The organism is Saccharococcus sp. Marseille-Q5394 (assembly GCF_946901335.1).
GTDB lineage: Bacteria > Bacillota > Bacilli > Bacillales_A > Planococcaceae > Sporosarcina > Sporosarcina luteola_C.
Genome location: NZ_CAMPPQ010000001.1, coordinates 1,084,393 through 1,100,665, shown reverse-complemented (window position 1 = coordinate 1,100,665; position 16,273 = coordinate 1,084,393). Strand labels below are relative to the sequence as shown.

General features: G+C 41.1%; 21 protein-coding genes. 17 read left to right on the top strand and 4 right to left on the bottom strand.

Annotation, left to right across the window (positions count from 1 at the left end):
• Positions 1–186: 186 nt before the first annotated feature.
• The 10 genes from OC538_RS05470 (at position 187) to OC538_RS05425 (ending at position 8,350) form a co-directional block, all read left to right on the top strand.
• Positions 187–417 carry an ATP-dependent Lon protease gene (locus OC538_RS05470; RefSeq protein WP_262173578.1) on the top strand — a complete coding sequence of 77 codons (231 nt, stop codon included), beginning with the start codon at positions 187–189 and terminating at the stop codon, positions 415–417.
• A gap of 184 nt (positions 418–601) precedes the next feature.
• Positions 602–1,042: a hypothetical protein gene (locus OC538_RS05465; protein ID WP_262173577.1), complete on the top strand. Its 441-nt coding sequence runs from the start codon at positions 602–604 to the stop codon at positions 1,040–1,042.
• 279 nt (positions 1,043–1,321) lie between these two features.
• Positions 1,322–1,843, top strand: a complete 522-nt coding sequence (locus OC538_RS05460; protein WP_262173576.1) for a hypothetical protein — start codon at positions 1,322–1,324, stop codon at positions 1,841–1,843.
• A gap of 135 nt (positions 1,844–1,978) precedes the next feature.
• The gene (locus OC538_RS05455; RefSeq protein WP_262173575.1) at positions 1,979–2,257 is read left to right on the top strand and encodes a hypothetical protein; all 279 of its coding nucleotides are present in this window, start codon (positions 1,979–1,981) and stop codon (positions 2,255–2,257) included.
• Between the two features lie 114 nt (positions 2,258–2,371).
• Positions 2,372–2,812 (top strand): hypothetical protein, encoded by a 441-nt coding sequence (locus tag OC538_RS05450; RefSeq protein WP_262173574.1) that lies wholly within the window; start codon positions 2,372–2,374, stop codon positions 2,810–2,812.
• Between the two features lie 131 nt (positions 2,813–2,943).
• Positions 2,944–3,225, top strand: coding sequence for a hypothetical protein (locus OC538_RS05445; RefSeq protein WP_251693435.1), 282 nt, complete (start codon positions 2,944–2,946; stop codon positions 3,223–3,225).
• A gap of 202 nt (positions 3,226–3,427) precedes the next feature.
• Positions 3,428–4,543, top strand: coding sequence for an S-layer homology domain-containing protein (locus tag OC538_RS05440; protein WP_262173572.1), 1,116 nt, complete (start codon positions 3,428–3,430; stop codon positions 4,541–4,543).
• Between the two features lie 456 nt (positions 4,544–4,999).
• Positions 5,000–6,376 (top strand): branched-chain amino acid transport system II carrier protein, encoded by a 1,377-nt coding sequence (gene brnQ, locus OC538_RS05435; protein WP_251700689.1) that lies wholly within the window; start codon positions 5,000–5,002, stop codon positions 6,374–6,376.
• 753 nt (positions 6,377–7,129) lie between these two features.
• Complete coding sequence (locus tag OC538_RS05430; RefSeq protein ID WP_262173571.1) at positions 7,130–7,666, top strand: hypothetical protein; 537 nt, start codon at positions 7,130–7,132, stop codon at positions 7,664–7,666.
• 174 nt (positions 7,667–7,840) lie between these two features.
• On the top strand, positions 7,841–8,350 hold the full coding sequence (locus tag OC538_RS05425; RefSeq protein WP_262173570.1) for a hypothetical protein: 510 nt from the start codon (positions 7,841–7,843) through the stop codon (positions 8,348–8,350).
• A 334-nt stretch (positions 8,351–8,684) separates the two neighbouring features.
• Here OC538_RS05425 and OC538_RS05420 read toward each other — a convergent pair whose 3' ends face one another.
• Together OC538_RS05420 and OC538_RS05415 are read right to left on the bottom strand one after the other, a co-directional pair.
• Positions 8,685–9,347 carry a GntR family transcriptional regulator gene (locus OC538_RS05420; protein ID WP_262173568.1) on the bottom strand — a complete coding sequence of 221 codons (663 nt, stop codon included), beginning with the start codon at positions 9,345–9,347 and terminating at the stop codon, positions 8,685–8,687.
• Between the two features lie 110 nt (positions 9,348–9,457).
• The gene (locus OC538_RS05415; RefSeq protein WP_262173566.1) at positions 9,458–9,973 is read right to left on the bottom strand and encodes a GNAT family N-acetyltransferase; all 516 of its coding nucleotides are present in this window, start codon (positions 9,971–9,973) and stop codon (positions 9,458–9,460) included.
• Between the two features lie 126 nt (positions 9,974–10,099).
• On the opposite strand from OC538_RS05415, the gene OC538_RS05410 reads away from it, so the two are divergent.
• The 3 genes from OC538_RS05410 (at position 10,100) to OC538_RS05400 (ending at position 11,661) form a co-directional block, all read left to right on the top strand.
• The gene (locus OC538_RS05410) at positions 10,100–10,663 is read left to right on the top strand and encodes a LysM peptidoglycan-binding and 3D domain-containing protein (RefSeq protein WP_262173565.1); all 564 of its coding nucleotides are present in this window, start codon (positions 10,100–10,102) and stop codon (positions 10,661–10,663) included.
• 108 nt (positions 10,664–10,771) lie between these two features.
• A complete protein-coding gene (locus OC538_RS05405) occupies positions 10,772–10,936 on the top strand; it encodes a hypothetical protein (protein ID WP_251701463.1) in 165 nt (54 codons plus the stop codon).
• The gene (locus tag OC538_RS05400) at positions 10,933–11,661 is read left to right on the top strand and encodes an SDR family NAD(P)-dependent oxidoreductase (protein WP_262173563.1); all 729 of its coding nucleotides are present in this window, start codon (positions 10,933–10,935) and stop codon (positions 11,659–11,661) included. The genes OC538_RS05405 and OC538_RS05400 overlap by 4 nt, the downstream gene beginning before the upstream one ends.
• 36 nt (positions 11,662–11,697) lie before the next feature.
• Here OC538_RS05400 and OC538_RS05395 read toward each other — a convergent pair whose 3' ends face one another.
• Positions 11,698–12,297 (bottom strand): class I SAM-dependent methyltransferase, encoded by a 600-nt coding sequence (locus tag OC538_RS05395; protein WP_262173562.1) that lies wholly within the window; start codon positions 12,295–12,297, stop codon positions 11,698–11,700.
• On the bottom strand, positions 12,294–13,253 hold the full coding sequence (locus OC538_RS05390; RefSeq protein ID WP_262173561.1) for a TIGR01212 family radical SAM protein: 960 nt from the start codon (positions 13,251–13,253) through the stop codon (positions 12,294–12,296). Before OC538_RS05390 ends, OC538_RS05395 begins: the two co-directional genes overlap by 4 nt.
• Before the next feature lie 172 nt (positions 13,254–13,425).
• Here OC538_RS05390 and OC538_RS05385 point away from each other — a divergent pair, with 172 nt between their 5' ends.
• From OC538_RS05385 to OC538_RS05370, 4 genes are all read left to right on the top strand, one after another.
• Complete coding sequence (locus OC538_RS05385) at positions 13,426–14,607, top strand: MDR family MFS transporter (protein WP_262175164.1); 1,182 nt, start codon at positions 13,426–13,428, stop codon at positions 14,605–14,607.
• 107 nt (positions 14,608–14,714) lie between these two features.
• The gene (locus OC538_RS05380) at positions 14,715–15,401 is read left to right on the top strand and encodes a CoA transferase subunit A (protein ID WP_262173560.1); all 687 of its coding nucleotides are present in this window, start codon (positions 14,715–14,717) and stop codon (positions 15,399–15,401) included.
• A gap of 9 nt (positions 15,402–15,410) precedes the next feature.
• Positions 15,411–16,055: a 3-oxoacid CoA-transferase subunit B gene (locus OC538_RS05375; RefSeq protein WP_251701458.1), complete on the top strand. Its 645-nt coding sequence runs from the start codon at positions 15,411–15,413 to the stop codon at positions 16,053–16,055.
• Positions 16,052–16,267, top strand: a complete 216-nt coding sequence (locus OC538_RS05370) for a hypothetical protein (protein ID WP_262173559.1) — start codon at positions 16,052–16,054, stop codon at positions 16,265–16,267. The genes OC538_RS05375 and OC538_RS05370 overlap by 4 nt, the downstream gene beginning before the upstream one ends.
• The last annotated feature ends 6 nt before the right edge of the window (positions 16,268–16,273 follow it).

Sequence of the window (16,273 nt, the reverse complement as noted above, 5' to 3'; positions counted from 1 at the left end):
TGCTAAATGGATATTGGAAAGAAAAATATAGTAGGAAGATGAAAAATCCATGGTAAAATATATTGAAGATTATGAAACGATGTTCTTCAACTAATGGTGCAGTTTAGTTGAAGAGTGTTTCTTAAGTTATGGTCAACAATCGGGGTTTTAAGTGGAATACAGGTAGTCAGATTAAGGGGGATTTTGGTGAGGTTATTGTTATCCATTCTATTAGCTGGACTTTTAGGTATCTTGGCGTTCCTCGGTCCTATTGGAATTTACATCTTATGTGCAATTATTGTTGGAGTCATCTTTAGGTCATTTATTTTAATTAGTGAGGTCCATAAACAAGTAGTACCACCAAATAGTAATGACAAGGTGAAAGATGCGTACGAAAGATATATCAAAGAGAGAGACGAAAAAGAAACGGAAAACTAATGTACGATGTTCTTCAACTAACGGGTGCTTTAGCTTGAAGATCATTGAGCTGCTTAGACGGCTCTTTTTCTTCTTTAACTAACGGTGCAGGTTAGTTCAATAAGGTAAATGTTCTTTCTAAGAATAATTGGTGTAAATGAGGAATAAAGAAAAAACAGTATGTTTAATAAAAGGGAGGATTCACATGAGTAGATTTTTTCTATTATTCTTAACATCAATAATTCTTATAGGGTGTAGTCAAGTTGCTGAAGATGAAGCAAGTTCAAGGTATTTAGATGGAAAAATAATTGTTGATAATAAAGAATATAATTTGATACATGGATACTATACATACAAGGATGAAGAGGTAGAAATAAATAAATTAGACCCTTTCTCCCCAACGGAGGCAGCAGAACAATTCGACACTTTAGCAGTTGCAAAGAATAGTAAAATAGAAATTGTACTTGAAGATAAAACAACTTACATAACTGTTCATCAATGGAATGAAAATGGTGAAATTGAAGAAGTCCTATTAGACGAGAATGTATTAACATTTCCCGCAGAAGAAGGCTACTATGTATATGAAGTAGTCGGGAAATGGAAAAATGGTGAAACTACTTTGGTATTTGATATTGATGTTCAATAAAAGTTTGTGAAGTATTGTACTTAAAGTAACGGGTGCTTTACTTCAAGAAGGGGTAAAGCTTTTTTTCTTATTGAACTAAAGGAGCAGTTTAGTTGAAGAAAAAGGTATTATGCCGATTGTGTTGAATAAGTTAATATATGTAAATTAGTGTGTGGAAAGGGTGCGTTTCTAATAAACTGGAATGGCACTTTTTTTCTTGAACTAATTTGGGCAGTTTACTTCAATTGTGTTGTTCAATAATCAAAAAATGATTCTAAAGAGAGTATTGGGAGGAGTTCAATGAGGTATTTATATTTGTTGTTATTTTTATTATTGATCTCATTAGCAGGATGTTCTTCTGCTTCACTTTCGGATGCAATTGATAAAGATGGAAGAATCAATGTTGAGATCTTGTTTCAAGATGATATAGATAAAGTTGTTCTTTTCTTGAATGAAGATTATTCGGGTCAACCAATGTTAAGCCTAAATACTTTTACTAAGGAAGATTCTAGGTATGCATACAATGCAGGAGGGGAATTCGCTCAAAACGTTGATATAACAAATCATTTTGAAATCATTAAAGTAACCCCCGTTGGACACAGTTCGATTATAGCTTTATGGGGAGGAGTGTTTAACTATCCCAATGCAACGACAGTTAGCTATGTATTGAAAGATGATGAGGATAATGAAATATACAGTTCAAAAGTTAAAATAACAGACAATATTGTATATGAGAAATTACCAGATGGTATTTATGAACAAGCGAAAAGCTTTCACTATAAGATTCTTGATGAAAAAAACAACGTAATAGTTGAATGGTGACACTTCTCTATCGGTATTTTTCTGAAAGATCATTGTTCTGCTTAGAGTCATCTTTTTTCTTGTTCAACTAAAGAAGCAGTTAGTAGAACAAGTGGAAATCTAAATTGCATGGAGATAGAGATTGGGGGCGAAAGAATGAAAAGGACTGTAATTGGCGGTTTTGTAATGATAGGGGGAATATTTACTACACTAACTATAATTCTGATGGCAATGATGTATATGCCCAGCATGACTAGTTGGACTGGTTCACAGTTGTGGTATGCGATTTTTGGGGAAAAGCAATACTATGGGTTTGGGAATGAAGCTGTTCAAAGTTTATTCCTAGGTTTCCCATTTGTTGTAGGATTGTTGTTAACGATTTTGGGGCTAGTAATACTAGCAATGGAGTATTTCGACAAGCCCTTTTTAAAGTGAGTTTTTCACTAACGGGTGCTTTACTTCAAGAAGGAGTAAGCACATTTTCTTATCGAACTAACGGTGCAGTATAGTGGAATAGGTTGTCTTTAGAAACAATGAGGGGGGAAGTATATGAAAAAGGTTTTAATTTTTTTATTAGCAGTAGTTGTGTTAGTAGCCGGGATTTATTTTGTATTTAACCTTACACCACCTAAACCAACTATAACTATTGAAAATAATACAGTAGAAGTGGCACAAGGTTCTTATTGTTGGGGTGGGCTTATTAAGGGGCAATGTGTTGATATGATTTCCCCACCGGAACTTATTAAACATCACGAACTTAAACCTGTTACAGTATCTCCTGGAGCTGAATTGAAAATAAAATTTAATCGTAAACCACAAGAAAATACGTTGGTCGCATCTATATGGTTTAGTAACGATGAAGTGGAAAATGCCTCATTAAATGACAATGTATTAGTAGTACCAAAAGAAAAAGGTGTTTATATTTATAGTGTTTCCGCACGGTGGGAAAAGGGAAGTTCGAGTTATGCCTTTGTAATTGAAGTTAAGTAAGTCTTTTTTCACTAACGGGTGCTTTACTTGAAGATTATTGCCCTGCTTAGAAGGAATAGGTTAGTATGGGAATTGGAACATTTATGAATTGTTAAAGTCATAATAATAATTAAACTAATAGGGGTGTACGTATGAAGCTATTCAGTGTGAGTTCAATAGTCTTTTTATTTATAGGGCTTATTTTCTTTATATTAAACTGGTTTATAGATGATTATGTTGAACCTATTGTACTAACTGGAGTTATTTTAATATTATTAGGGGCTGTATTTAGTTTTATTGCTATCTCTAAAAAAGAAAAAGGAAGTGTAAAATATATATCACTTACTACTTTTTTCGTAATATTATTTTTAGTTACTTGGTTTGAACCATTCCAAGTTCTTCGAATGCTGACTTGGATTAAAAATATTATTTAACTAACGGGTGCAGCATTTTTTCTTATTTGACTAACGCAGCAGTTTAGTTCAATAAGGGGTTAAGCCTTTTTGAACTAAAGGAGCAATTTAGTTGAAGAGTGCTGTTTAATTTGTATTCAACAATCGGGTCATACTGTTTTATGGAGTCGACTCGGTAGAGAAGAAGTGACATTATTTAATTAACTGATAGGAGGAGAACAGCATGACAAAAAAACTTTTTCTTGCGAGTTTGGCAACAGCGATAGCTATCCCTTCGGCAGTCTTTGCACTGTCTAATGAGGTACTCGTTAAAAGTGCTCAGGCAGATAAAATTACTTTTGCTAAGGGAGCATTCAATGATGTATCAAGCGAAAATCCTTATTTTGAACTCATTAATGAAATGCATAACTTAAGCTATATTAGCGGTTACCCCGATGGCACATTTAAGCCAGCAGAAAATATTAGTCGTAAACATGTAGCAGCCCTGTTATCAAGAGTTTTGTCCCTTGAACCAGTAAGGGAAACAAAAGAGTTTAAGGATGTGCCAAAGACACATCCTCACCACGATAGCATTCAAAAGGTCCAAAGAGCAGGTATTATCGATGGAGATGAAAATGGAAACTTCAATCCCGAAGCTTCTTTAACACGTGTACAAATGGCCAAAGTAATCGATTTAGCTTTTGATTTGACTGTGAAATCAAACAAAGACTTTGTTGACGTTCCTTCCACTCATTGGGGGAATAAACACGTAAGGGCTCTGTATTCTAACGGAATCACTACTGGCTATGAGGGATATTTCAAGCCTAATGAGAAAGTTACTCGGGCTCATTACGCTGTATTTCTTCACCGTGCTTTGAATCCTGGAAATGAGGATCAATCTACACCTGCTGATCCATCTTTAGCTGAAAAAATTCCTGGGCAACTTGATCATTACTCGGAAGCCGAATTACGATATCAAATTCCGATGGCAATCACAATGTATACAATGGCTCGTCAAAAAGTAACGATGGATAACCCAAACACGGTTTCCGATGATGAAATCAGATTAAGAAAACAAAATGACCAAGCAGGTCAAATTGCCAAAGAAAATCTTCTTTATTTAAAACGTTTTGTAGAAAAAGATTCGTATTTTGATGAAATCCTGGATAAATGGCTGGATGGTGATTTTTCAGATATCGTTCAAGACTATATTCTTCTATTAGGCTTAGAAAGTGCTGATAATGTAGCTGGTGATCTTGAACTATTCGTGCATGAACGGACAGAAAAAGCAGAAAAATATTACATTAAGGAAGTCTTTGGAGTGGAAGCTTTAAAACGACATAATGAACAATATAAGTAATCTAAACTACAACCTCTCACACCGCTGTACGTATGGTTCCATATACCGCGGCATAATCCTTAATGTAGTGAGGAGCCATCCCACACTTGCCTGTTATTTGTGCTTATTGAACTAACGGGTGCTTTAGTTCAATAAGGATAGTAGAATATTACGCTAAAAAGCACTCAGATTTCTGAGTGCTTTTACTGTTTTCTATATGGCTTTTCACTGTTGAAATATAAGCTAATTAACCTGTTATTTACGTTGTTAATTGCACTTTTCTCCCCATCAACCGAACCCGTTAGGGGAACCTCCTGTCTTCTTTTATTGTAAAAATTACTCTGATTAACCGACAAAATAATATATTCAGGAAACAATTTACTGTTGCATTTTAACGCATAGGGGTTTAATATAAAAAAATGCGATATATTGCATACAACAAAAGAGTGATTCTCAACATGAAGGGGTTCAAAAACTATGCAGAATAAACTGTCTTTTTCATCGTATCTATTAATCGGAATCATGTTGTTTGCCCTTTTCTTTGGCGCCGGAAACTTGATCTTTCCTGCTCAATTGGGTCAGAATGCAGGGACGAATTTGTGGCCTGCAGTCATCGGCTTTCTCATAACTGGGGTAGGATTGCCTTTTCTTGGCATACTTGCAATTGGCTTTTCAGGTAGCCGGAACTTGCAGGATTTGGCGAGCCGAATTCATCCTGTATACGCCGTATTATTTACATCATTATTATATTTAACAATTGGTCCGTTCTTTGCAGCTCCGAGGACAGGAGCGGTCGCATTTGATATTGGCTTTTCCTCATACATTCCGGAAGAGTATATGCAAATCGGTTTATTCATCTTCACACTAATCTTTTTCGGGGTGACATTATGGCTATCGCTTAACCCGGCAAAGATCGTCGACCGGATCGGGAAAATCATGTCGCCGGCTATCATTGTTTTATTGCTCGTGTTGCTTGTCGTAGCTTTTATCAATCCGATAGGAGCGATTCAATCCCCGGTGGATGTGTATGCGGATGCTGCGTTCATGAAAGGGTTCATGGAAGGGTATAACACGATGGATGCTTTGGCGTCGCTTGTCTTCGGCATTATTGTCATTAATGTCATCCGTTCCATGGGGGTTACGAACAATGTCCAAATACTTTCAGCAACAGCGAAAACCGGTTTTGTGGCAGCTGGATTTTTGGCACTCATCTACGTAGGGATCGCCTACCTTGGAGCGACGACAACAGAAGTATTTGGTCTGTTTGAAACCGGGGGTCCTGTATTAAGCGGTGCAGCTTCGCATTACTTCGGAACTTTTGGTTCAGTTATGTTGGCTGTAATCATTTTACTTGCCTGCTTAACAACGAGCATCGGGTTAATGACTGCTTGCGGTGAATATTTCCATACAATTATTCCTAAAGTGAGCTACAAGTCGTTTGTAATGATCTTCACGATATTTTGCTTCATTGTCTCAAACTTCGGATTGTCCAATATTATTACGTATTCAATTCCAGTATTGATGTTTTTATATCCACTTGCTGTCGTGCTAATGTTGCTTACATTCACTTCACCATTGTTCAATCATTCGAGAATCGTCTACGTCAGTGCAACAGCAGTTGCATTTTTGATAAGTGTTATTGATGGTGTGAAGACTCTCTACGGGACGTTGGGAATAGTTGAACAGGAGTGGCCGAACTGGCTAAGCAATATTGTGAATTTCTATGATACTATTTTGCCGTACTACAGCGAAGGCCTTGGCTGGCTTCTTCCGGTAGTGATTATCATGCTGATTACAGGCATCATCGCCAAGTTATTTCAGCCATCGGTGCAATATAAAGAGCACTCCAATTAAAAAATGGAGTGCTTAGACTGTAGACAAACACCAAGAATTTCGGTGCTTGTCTACAGTCTTTTTTCTTTAAAAATAGAAAAGGATAGAAATGTTGATATCCACTGTGAGCGGACGCTTTCTTACCCGTAGTCAAGTGTTTTTCTTGAATGTATTTTTGCTCTTAATGAATTTAAGGAACTATGATGTCAACAGGCTGTTGCTTTCCGTTCCGGCGCTCGCTTTCCGCGGGCATGGCTTGAGCCTCCTCGGGGGGTGCTCCCAGCGCTTCGCTTTTGGTCGCAAAAGCCGTTCTTCGTAACGGCTTTCCCTGCGGGGTCTCAAGGCTCATGCTATTCCCGCAGGAGTCGAGCGCCTGCACTACAAGCAACAGGTGTCCCAAAATACATAGCAACCACTATACCAAACACTTCAATGGTATCATTCAATTCCAAAACAATTTTCAAACCACTTATTAACATACTTATTAGCAGTGCATTTAGCAGAGGCACATAAATTTATGTGTGATTTAATGTTTTCTTCACGTGTTCCGAACCCGTTATCATTTCAGATGCACTGCTAGTTTTAATGCAAAATAAGATTACTGGAATAATGTTTGGAACTTTATAGAGGATGAATCGTATCATTATTAATCAGAAAGTGCTAAATGCTGATCGACCAAAAACACATGTAGGAATGTGAACTTCAATTTAATAAGTGCAAGCGAAAAATACTCAAGCGTTATGGCAAGTAAACATATTAAAAGGAGGGGTTCCAATGTTTCAGCCTACAGCATTTTTCCGTGCTGGTTTAAAAATTATCGGTATGTTAACAATCATTTGGAGTATGACTCATGCAGTTACCGTTGTTTTTGCCTTCAACTCTATCTACACTCTATCAGAGCTGATGAATCATAATGATTTAATGAATTATCGTCTCACGCTTATTTTCCAAGCCGTATATCCTGTTTTGCTTTTGGCACTTGGAGTTTACTTGTTAAAAAGCGGTGAGACAATCATTCAATTTGCTTTTCGAGGTTCTGTTGAGGAACAAAAAGACAAAGAAGGTGAATTGTTCATGCTCTTTATGAAATTAGCCGGGTTAGGTTTGATTATTTTTTCAATCCCAAAGGCGTTTCAATTAGTGGCTAATATCATGTTTGTTTCATCTACAACATTAATCAATACAAGTGCTCAAATGGAATTCGTACTTCAAAACCTTATTATGACTATTGTTCAGTTATTGCTTGGCGTCTATTTACTTAGGAGCGGGGAAGTCTTCTATAAAATCGGGTTTAAAAACTCATCTGAGTGATTTTATCGAAACGAAGTTGAGGTAGAAACGGTCATACAAAAACATTTGCAAGATGAAAATAAAGTAGACCAGTCATTTAATTAGAGGGCTTAAAAAAGGCATAAGTGACGGCGTCCGTTTTTGCATAGAAGAATCCTATAAGTTAGTCCACCATCAGAATTAGGCGGTGATACCTTGAGAAAAGTATTATTAGGTAGTCTCATATTGTTGTTTATATTTGTCGGATGCAGTCAAAAAGATAGTTCCGATTGGTACGATACCAAAGAGAAGGCTATTGAATCCGGACTAAAACAAGAGGGAATTGACGAATCTGCTGTTTTGTCTGTTGAAGAGTACGAAGGAGAAATGATCATTTTTTTTGAAAATGAAGGAGCGCTTAGTATAGCGAATATTATTGAAAGTGAAAAAGGGTATAGTTGGTTTAGGAATGAACCATATTTCGATTTCGATGTCGATGTCGAAGGAGAATTACCTTATACAATTGCTGGTTTTGATTTTGAGACAAAAAAAGGATCAAAGGGATCTGTGTTATATGGAAAAGTAATTGATCCATCTATTCAAAAAATGATGCTCTTAGGGGATGGAATTGACAGGGAGTTAGAGGTTTCTGGTGACTCTAAGCTATTTTACACCATTCATCGACAACCATTTACGTCATTGAAAGTGGTCACTGTGAAAGAATGAAAATTGATTTATGGTCGACCTATTAAACAGCAGACGCAAGAAGCCCAACATCAATCCCAATGATGTTGGGCTCATTGTATTTCAAGCAGCTAGCACTGTGATCCTTGATGTTGATTGGAGCGAAAGGCGGCGACTCCAGCGAAAGCCGTTACGACCAGGATGCCTTAATTTCTGCGAAAGGCGCAGAAATGCCAATCGAACCCTTCGCTGTTCGATTGGCTCACCGCCCGCCCCGCGGAAAGCGGCCGCCTGAAGCGCAAATCAACAGTGTTCCAAGGGGGTACTGACTTTAATGGACTTTATCAGTGGCCATATAAGAAGTTGGAGTGCTTTTTTAGTCTGTTTTCTTTGAATGAAATTCATCAATAGCACGAAGCCAGTTTTCACGCATGATCGATGCTGCTTTTTCCCCATTGCCTTCTGTCAGCAATCTGATAATATCTTTATGCTCGTCGATCGACTTTTCCGTCAAAATGATCGAGTTATGGAAGAACAATCGACGTACATGGGTTTGCAACGAAGCTACGATGGAATGAATATATTTGTTCGCCGCTTGGTCGACGATGATTTGATGGAAGTCTTCGTCGATTTTCAAAGCAGTGAAATAATCCTCTCTCTGGACAGCCTTGGCGAAACGATCATTCGTCTCTTCCAATTCCTTTATGACGTTTTCATCCAAGTTAGGGGCTGCAAGTTCCGTGGATAACGCTTGCATGGCGGCTAGGGGCGGCAAAAGGTCATTGATCGACTCCTTGTCCACCTCTGTCACTTGTGTCGCTTTTCCCGGATACATCTTGACGAACCCTTGGACCTCCAGCAGCTGAAGCGACTCGCGGATCGGCGTTCTGCTTACACCAAGTGCTTCCGCCAATTCAATATCATTCAACTTTTCACCGGGTTGCAATGTCCCATCGATAATCCATTGCTGCAATTGAGTAAATGCACTTTCTTTCGCTGTAACACGTGTCGGTCTTTGATGCTCCGAAGGTATCGGCATTGCTGATCACCATCCTGCTTGCAATTTGAAATTAATTCCTACTTCAGTTCTAGTACTAGTAGTATACATGAAAAGAAAGCAGGATGAAATTTTTATATACAATATATCGGTTAGATACTGCGAGAATAAACGAGAGAAATATCTTCATCCTCTTCGGTCGCACCATATGATACCTCTTCCCGCTTAAAAATAAAACCTTTCGATTCATAAAATGGAATTCCGTACATATTTCCTTTTGCAACCGAAACCCACTGCCGATCCGCTCCATACGTATGCTTTTGTACTTTTGTATAAAAATCGAGCAGTCTTGTACCGATTCCTTTGCCTCTAGCTTCAGGGGCAACATAGAAGACGTAAATCTCTCCATCGGCCTCATTTTTCATCCCGCCGCCAATGACTCCTAGGAGGTTTCCTTCCATTTCAGCGACAATATAGCCATGCCACTTTTTGTCGGTTGTTGTGACTTCCTGTTTGACGCGTTCGACATTGTAATAATTCTCAATTAACCGCTCAATATAGGCGTTTGTGAACAGCTCCCCGTAAGTGAACCACTGGCATCGTGAAAGCAAGTCAGCAAGGGATTTTGCTTCATTCTTTCTAGCATTTCTTACTAAAATTTCTGTCAATCCCATCTTCCTTCCATCGTAATATTCACTTCTCTTTTGTAATAAGAATGGTTGCAAACTGTAACATGCATGTAATACTCCACTGCTAATCTATGAGTAGACTAAAAAAGGCGGGGAGTAGAAAACTTGAGAAAACATATTGTGACGATTATCTTTACAGTAGTTTTATTGATCGGTGGTACGACCGAAAGTTTTGCAGCCTCTTCAACGTATAAGGTCAAAAAAGGTGACACGCTTTATAAAATTGCCGATATCCATAATGTTACCGTAAAAGAATTGCAAACATGGAATAGCATGAAGTCGGACGTCATTCATCCGAATCAGAACTTGAAGGTTGTCCAAACCGATTCTCAAAAAGAGGTTGCCAAAACACCATCACGATCCGATGATGACAATGTAGTAAAGGAAATCACGGTTTCCGCAAGTGCGTATACAGCGAATTGCAACGGCTGTTCCGGAATCACTTCAACGGGCATCAACTTGAAGCGCAATCCCGATGCTAAAGTGATTGCTGTTGACCCATCCATTATACCATTAGGCACGAAAGTGTACGTGGAAGGATACGGATATGCCATCGCTGGCGATACTGGCGGCGCGATTAAAGGAAATAAAATCGATGTCTTCTTCCCAAGCAAAAGCGAAGCGTTTAAATGGGGAAGGAAAGACGTGAAAATAAAAATATTGAAATGATGATAAGGCCAATCCCTTCTAATTTGGAAGGGGTTGGCTATTTTAATTGCTCCAATCTCACATCCATCATGGTAAAATGATGTAAACGTGAGGGAATGGGGAGTGGAGATGGAGAAGAGAAGATTAATCATCGGGGTAATCGCAATACTTGCAATCGCATTATATATTTGGATTGCCTATTTCGAGATTCCAGAGAAAGTGAAAATTGGGGAAGATGCATTTCAAGAGGAATCATGGCAGGCTGACATCGAGATGAAAGGGGAAGTCAATTGAACTTATTTATTGTTACCGGTGCATCTAAAGGAATCGGTTCTGAATTGATGAAACAGTTGAAGGGGAGGGGGGACAAGGTGATCGGCATCGCCAGGACGAATGAGAGCCGGGATGGAGATTTGCTGACTGCGGATCTTTCTCTTACCGATCGTTTGGCTGAAATCATTAAAAGGATTGTAGAAGAGAACCATTCATCCGCAACTTCCTTTACGTTGATCAATAATGCAGGAACGGTGGAACCGATCGGGTTGATCGGCACGATAGACGAAAAGAAGCTGACAGAGGCGCTCGCTGTCAATTTGACGGCACCAATGATTCTATCGAATGCATTCATCTCGGCGCTTGAAAAGTTCGAAGGACAAAAAAGGATTGTCAATATATCTTCTGGAGCCGGCAGGAATCCATATGAAGGATGGGGCGTTTATTGCACAACGAAAGCGGGACTCGATCATTTCTCCCGCGTCGTATCGCTTGAGCAGGAAAAGGCCGAATACCCTGTAGATGTCATTTCGATTGCTCCGGGAATCATCGACACAGGGATGCAGAAAACGATCCGATCAAGCAATGCCGCAGATTTCCCATTGCACGACCGTTTTGTCGACTACAAACAGCAAGGTCAATTAAGCAGTGCGGAAGAGACCGCGCGTAAACTTATTTCCGTAATGGACCGGGAAGACTTCGGTAAACTCGGCCCGATTGCGGATATCCGGCAAATCGGGGAATGAAAAAACGCTTGGACCAAAATGGTTCCAAGCGTTTGCTTACTCTTCCACGCGCACAACTTCATCAAAATCCCTCACTTTTTCGATTGCAATCAAAAATGGGGGATTTTTTCGTTGATTGAGCAATTCATAGCGGACAACATGAACATCGGCCTGGTGGAGCGACTTTACATAGTCGAGCAATGCATCGCGCTCTTCCTTCCCGCCTTCGTGTCCATCATAGACGGATATCGTTATAATTCCACCCTTTTTAAGCATGCCCAGCAGCTTGTCGACAGCCTCGATCGTGGAATCCGGTTTTGTGATGATGGACAAATCTTCACTATACGGAAGATACCCTAAATTGAACATCGCTCCGCCGATCGGTTTCTTGACGTATGTATCCACATTCGCATGGCTGTCCAAAATCAATGAGACACGGTCATTGAGGTTGTCCAATCTGTTTGCAGTCGCCTCGAGCGCAGCTTGCTGGATATCGAAAGCGAAAACGCGGCCTTCTTCACCGACGAGCTCCGCGAGGAATAACGTGTCATTCCCGTTTCCCGCAGTTGCATCGACAACCGTCTCACCCGGCAGAACCGTTTCGCTGATCAACCGTTTCGAAAAAGGCAAGACACGATGCAATAAAATATCACTCATATACGTTCAGTCTCCTTACTGTAATACTTACCTTGATAGCTGTCGCGGCGTTCCAATTCCTTATCGATGCCGTTTAGCACATCCCACTTCGACGCGCTCCACATCGGACCGATCATCAAATCGAGCGGACCATCCCCGGTGATCCGGTGGACAATCAATTCTGGCGGAAGAATTTCAAGCTGATCGACGACGAGGTTGATATATTCATCTCTCTCAAGAAACTCCAGCAAACCCTTTTCATATTGTTTGACCATTGGCGTCCCTTTCAACAAGTGCAGTAAATGGATCTTGATGCCTTGCACATCGAGCTTCGCCACTTGTCTTGCCGTTTCCATCATCATTTCTCTATCTTCGAGCGGAAGGCCATTGATGATATGGGTGCATACGCGTATTCCATGCCGCCTCAACTTTTCCACGCCTTCAACGTAAGTGGCGTAATCATGCGCTCTGTTCACGAGCTTGGCCGTCTTTTCATGCACGGTCTGCAAGCCTAATTCGACCCATAAATACGTCCGTTCATTCAACTCTGCCAAATAGTCGACGACATCATCGGGAAGGCAGTCGGGGCGTGTACCTATGGATAGGCCGACGACACCAGGTTGGGCTAGGGCCGCTTCGAACTTCTCCTTCAAAACCGGCAGCGGGGCATGTGTATTCGTGTACGCTTGGAAATAGGCGATGTACTTGCCTTCTTTCCACTTCTGATGCATCCGGTCGCGGATTTCATTGAACTGGACTTCAATCGGCTTTGCCCGGTCTCCTGCAAAGTCGCCTGAGCCTGCGACACTGCAAAATGTACAGCCGCCGAAAGCTACTGTGCCGTCGCGGTTCGGACAATCAAAGCCGGCATCAAGAGCGACCTTGAATATTTTGAACCCGAATTCACCTTTCAAATGTCTGGACCATGTATGGTACCGTTTCCCCTCAGTAGGGAACGGATAAATGAAGTCATCCATCATTTCAACTCCTCTAACAGTAGATTGTACCATTTTGGATCCGATCAGTGTCATCTGAATTGCGGAACATATTCCGTTTTTGTTGTCTGAATCCAGAAAAAGACATACACTCGAAATAGCTTTCACGAGTAGTAGATAGAGATCGGAGGCGAAGGAAATGCCTAAAATGGAAATACCCAATAAAGTTTGGCTCCTCATCATAGGAATGTTTGTCAATGTCATAGGGAACTCGTTCCTTTGGCCATTGAATACGATATATATGCATGAATATCTCGGTAAGTCGTTGGCGGTCGCCGGTCTTGTCCTGATGGCGAACGCAGGAGCTGGTGTCGTCGGGAATCTGCTTGGCGGTTTTTTATTTGACCGGATCGGCGGTTTTAAATCAATCATGGCAGGCATCATCATTTCGATTTTGGCGCTTGCCTATCTCGTATACGACCATGATTGGTATCCATATATCATCTTGCTTACCGTATTAGGATTCAGCGGCGGTATCATCTTTCCAAGCATGTATGCGATGGTCGGAACAATTTGGCCTGAGGGTGGCAGGAAGGCATTCAACTCGATCTATTTGGCGCAAAATGTCGGAGTCGCGATCGGGCCCGCACTCGCTGGTTTGATAGCTTCCGTGCATATCGATTATATATATTTTGCGAATTTGGTTTTCTATGTCATTTTCCTATTCATTGCGTACTTCGGATATAAAAAACTGGAAATCGCACCCGATCGCCATACGGACGTCATCCGGGAAACTGCGCGGATTAAGAATAAAGCCCCTTTCTATGCATTACTCATTTTAGTCGGCGGTTATTTAATCACCTGGCTCGTCTATTCGCAATGGTCGACGACGATTTCCACGCATGCTCTAGCACTAGGCATTACCTTAAGAGAGTATAGTTTCATTTGGACAATCAACGGGTTGCTGATTGTTATTGGACAACCTCTTATCAAACCGCTTATCAAGCGGCTTGAAAAGCAGCTGAAAGCGCAGATGATCATCGGGACAGTCATCTTCATCATCTCCTTCATCGTCGTCAGTTTTGCAGGCTCATTCAAAATGTTCATCGTTTCGATGGTTATCTTAACTTTCGGTGAAATGATTGTATGGCCGGCTATCCCGACATTGGCGAGCCAGCTTGCACCAAAAGGCAGGGACGGATTTTATCAAGGGATCGTCAACTCCGCTGCAACAATCGGACGCATGATCGGCCCATTGGCAGGGGGCATCCTCGTTGAAATCCATGGCATGAAAATGATGCTTCTGCTGCTGACGAGTCTCATGGCCATTACAATCGTCACAACTCTTCTTTACGACCGACCGCTTAAGACTGAACGAAAGCCGGAAATCCGATGAGGATTTTCGGTTTTTCAGTTTAGAACATTGCGTCCCGCTTAATAGTTTGATTAAATGAATAGAGAGTAGTTGTAATTTTTCTGAAAGATACAAAGGGGGAATGCTAGATGAAACCGATTTATACAACAGCTATGGAAGCGATTTCACAAATCGAAGACGGCTCCACCTTAATGGTGGGGGGCTTCGGACTTGTCGGAATCCCGGAACAGCTTATTTTGGCACTCGTCGAAAAAGGCGTCAAAGATTTGACGATCATTTCGAATAACTGTGGTGTGGACGAATGGGGTCTCGGTCTTTTATTGAAAGAAAAGCAGATTAAGAAGATGATCGGCTCCTATGTCGGAGAAAACAAGGAGTTCGAACGCCAAGTGCTGTCAGGCGAAATCGAAGTTGAACTGACTCCGCAAGGGACGCTTGCTGAAAAGATTCGTGCCGGCGGTGCAGGTATCCCTGCATTTTACACACCTGCAGGAGTGGGAACAACTGTGGCGGACGGCAAAGAGACGAGGGTTTTCAATGGCAAGGAATACGTCCTTGAAGAAGCGCTCGTCGCCGATTTTGCATTGGTTCGCGCAGCAAAGGCGGATAAAATCGGAAACTTGATCTATAACAAGACCGCTCAAAACTTCAATCCGATGATGGCGGCTGCAGGCAAGATCACGATTGCAGAAGTGGAAGAAATCGTGGAGACGGGACAACTCGATCCAGCGACGATCCATACTCCAAGCATTTACGTGCAAGGCTTATTGCAGGCGGAACAGGAAAAACGAATTGAGAGATTGACGACTCAATAAGGGGAGGGGATGTTCATGATGAATTTCAGAGAGAGAATTGCAAGACGTGCGGAAAAAGAAATCAACGACGGCGATTACGTTAATCTTGGCATTGGGATGCCTACATTAGTCGCTAACTATATATCGGATGACAAGACGGTCGTGCTGCAGTCTGAAAACGGCCTCCTCGGCATCGGACCATATCCGACGGAAGATCAAGTCGATCCGGATCTGATCAACGCAGGCAAGGAAACGGTGACGACAATCCCGGGATCCGCATTTTTCGATAGTGCGGAATCATTTGCCATGATCCGTGGTGGGCATGTCGATGTCGCCATCCTTGGCGGCATGGAAGTGTCCGAAAAAGGCGATCTTGCCAACTGGATGATTCCAGGCAAGATGATCAAAGGGATGGGCGGCGCGATGGATCTCGTACATGGCGCGAAAAAAATCATCGTCATCATGGACCATGTCGCGAAAGACGGCTCGGCAAAGATCAAGAAAGAATGCTCCTTGCCGTTGACAGGAAAAGGCGTCGTCCATAAAATCATCACGGAACGTGCTTTGATCGATGTGACGCCTGATGGTCTGGAATTGAAGGAAGTGTTCGAAGGGTTTACAGTTGAAGATGTTGTGAATTCGACGGAAGCGGAATTGAAAGTGAATATTGGTTGATCGCCAAATCAAATGCCAAGTCCTCATTAATGGGCTTGGCATTTTGTTATCTATCGAATATGTGGAGTTATCTATCGAATATGGCGACTTATCTATCGAATCGATGGAGTTATCTATTGAATATGCAAAGTTATCTATTGAATCCGGAAAGTTATTACCAAAAAGGGGCCATGGACCCATCGGATTTCCTAGAGACTTCCATTGAAATTTAAGACATC

Excerpts from the sequence above, each read along its gene's own strand:
- OC538_RS05375 (WP_251701458.1), top strand. The coding sequence starts at position 15,411 with ATGTTCATGATGAATTTCAGAGAGAGAATTGCAAGACGTGCGGAAAAA.
- OC538_RS05460 (WP_262173576.1), top strand. The coding sequence starts at position 1,322 with ATGAGGTATTTATATTTGTTGTTATTTTTATTATTGATCTCATTAGCA.
- OC538_RS05405 (WP_251701463.1), top strand. The coding sequence starts at position 10,772 with ATGGAGAAGAGAAGATTAATCATCGGGGTAATCGCAATACTTGCAATC.
- OC538_RS05440 (WP_262173572.1), top strand. The coding sequence starts at position 3,428 with ATGACAAAAAAACTTTTTCTTGCGAGTTTGGCAACAGCGATAGCTATC.
- OC538_RS05430 (WP_262173571.1), top strand. The coding sequence starts at position 7,130 with ATGTTTCAGCCTACAGCATTTTTCCGTGCTGGTTTAAAAATTATCGGT.
- OC538_RS05380 (WP_262173560.1), top strand. The coding sequence starts at position 14,715 with ATGAAACCGATTTATACAACAGCTATGGAAGCGATTTCACAAATCGAA.
- OC538_RS05450 (WP_262173574.1), top strand. The coding sequence starts at position 2,372 with ATGAAAAAGGTTTTAATTTTTTTATTAGCAGTAGTTGTGTTAGTAGCC.
- OC538_RS05395 (WP_262173562.1), bottom strand. The coding sequence starts at position 12,297 with ATGAGTGATATTTTATTGCATCGTGTCTTGCCTTTTTCGAAACGGTTG.
- OC538_RS05390 (WP_262173561.1), bottom strand. The coding sequence starts at position 13,253 with ATGGATGACTTCATTTATCCGTTCCCTACTGAGGGGAAACGGTACCAT.
- brnQ (WP_251700689.1), top strand. The coding sequence starts at position 5,000 with ATGCAGAATAAACTGTCTTTTTCATCGTATCTATTAATCGGAATCATG.
- OC538_RS05420 (WP_262173568.1), bottom strand. The coding sequence starts at position 9,347 with ATGCCGATACCTTCGGAGCATCAAAGACCGACACGTGTTACAGCGAAA.
- OC538_RS05465 (WP_262173577.1), top strand. The coding sequence starts at position 602 with ATGAGTAGATTTTTTCTATTATTCTTAACATCAATAATTCTTATAGGG.
- OC538_RS05445 (WP_251693435.1), top strand. The coding sequence starts at position 2,944 with ATGAAGCTATTCAGTGTGAGTTCAATAGTCTTTTTATTTATAGGGCTT.
- OC538_RS05455 (WP_262173575.1), top strand. The coding sequence starts at position 1,979 with ATGAAAAGGACTGTAATTGGCGGTTTTGTAATGATAGGGGGAATATTT.